Annotated in this window: 2 protein-coding genes; both read right to left on the minus strand. The window is 35.1% G+C overall.

The genetic code is table 11. The annotated features are described in order from the left end of the window. Positions 1-1,024, minus strand: a 1,024-nt coding sequence (locus E1171_RS02095) for a ParB N-terminal domain-containing protein (RefSeq protein ID WP_484628013.1), incomplete at its 3' end; no start/stop codon positions are given. Further along, positions 1,017-1,911, minus strand: an 895-nt coding sequence (locus tag E1171_RS02100) for a ParA family protein (RefSeq protein WP_155203609.1), incomplete at its 5' end; no start/stop codon positions are given. The genes E1171_RS02100 and E1171_RS02095, both read right to left, overlap by 8 nt.

Consider the following 1,911-nt stretch of genomic DNA (forward strand, 5'->3'; position numbering starts at 1 on the left):
GGATACGGCTCTCAAGCTCATGTTTTTTTTGTGCTAAAGAATCATTATCACCCTTTTTTGTGAATTTCTTGATTTGTTTTACTTCTCTTTCTAACCATGTTGAAAAGCGATCTGACTTTTGGGCATCAACATCCTTAGATACAGACTTCTTATTCCCCGCTGTTTTTTCATTGATAGGAGAGGGATTACCAATATTCTTCATAAAATCAGTCCATTCAGACTTGTCCAACTGAAGTAATTTATCCACGGTCCCTCCTGATTTACGAAAATTAATGAGAAGGTTTAAATCAACATCACCATTTTTGCCGATGAATTCTACATCTTTTTTATTAAAGACACTATCCCCAATTAATATTAGATCCCTTTCCTTTTGAATACCTTCATCAAGACCTGGCTCCAGGAATCGATCAAGCCCAACAGCAAAAACGGCATCCCTTTGAATAGTAGCTTTACCTACATGAAACTTCTCAGCACAAACATCAATGGTTTTACCTTCCCCTTTCAAGTAATCATTTTGATTACTTGCTCCCTTGCCTATCCTTTTCCCTCCATGTTTTGATTTACTAAGGTTATAATACTGTCCCCTTCTATAGCTAATTTCTAAAGTTGAGAGATTTCTTTTCCCAAATTGGATATTGAGCATGTACGCCTGCACTTCTTCAATACTATCAAAGTGCATATACTCCCAATCGAATTCAATATTATTATCTTCCCCTATCTCATAACGATTATGTCCATCAATAATGGGACTATCATTTTCCCTCTTCCATAAAAGAATCTTATCTCTAATTCCCTTTTCCTTAATATCTTCCTTTAATGTGTTATACTCACTAGGCTTTAATTGCCTCATATATTTCTTAAGTTCCGGAAGAATTATTATCTTTTCCCTTTCCTTTTCTCTTTCTTCAGCCTCTTTTTTAGTCGCAATCTCTTCCATTTGCATACCCATTGCTGTATTTTGAGCAATGTTCTCCAGGGGAGAGCTAGACATCAAACCTTTGCCTTTTTTATATTTCTTAGCCATCTATTAACTCCTTTCCTTTCTTTTTAATTTGTTCAGGAGAAATTTCCTTAGCTAAACTTAAATAATCTTTAGCTCCATTACTATTAAGGTCATAATCAAAAATAGTAGATTGACCCTCAACCGCTTCTGGAAGGGATATATTATCTCTAATTACAGATTCAAAAACACGATATGTTCCTTTAAGTTGCTGACGAATTCTATCCATATAATCCTTATGTAGACTGGTATTTTTCTTCACATGGGAAAATAATATCCCCTCAACACCTAAATTTGGGTTCATTTTCCGAACAGCTTTCAGGAGAATAAAAACGTTTTCAAGTCCTGTAGATGAATATGGTTCAGGCTCTGAAACTATAATTACTCCTGTACTTGCTACCAGTGAGGTTCCTGTTAACATCTCAAGAGAGGGTGGACAATCAATAAAAATGTAATCATACTCATGTTTAATCTCAGCCAAAACCTCACTCATACGTTCATAACCCACCATTGGATTATTTTGCATTTCTAAGGTGGCTTGCCCCAATTTCGAGTTTGTAGGAGCTATATCAATATCTTTACCAATAGGTAAAATTACATCTCTAATAGGCAAATTTCTAGATGTCAATAGAACATCTACCATTTGATTTAGGGGATCTCTATAACCAAAATTAAGAGAAGCATTACCCTGAGGGTCCATATCAATAATTAATACTCTATAGCCTAGATGATTTAAGGCTGCACCCAAATTAATGGAGGTAGTAGTTTTTCCAACTCCCCCCTTATTATTCACTACAGATATTATTTTTGCTCCTCTTGTAGGAACATACCCATATCTTGTTACAATGGGTTCAACCTCTTTTAATTGTTTAGGAGTTAATTTTTGACCTCCATTAACAACTCTGGAAAGT

Source organism: Xanthovirga aplysinae, from assembly GCF_009711365.1.
Lineage (GTDB): Bacteria > Bacteroidota > Bacteroidia > Cytophagales > Cyclobacteriaceae > Xanthovirga > Xanthovirga aplysinae.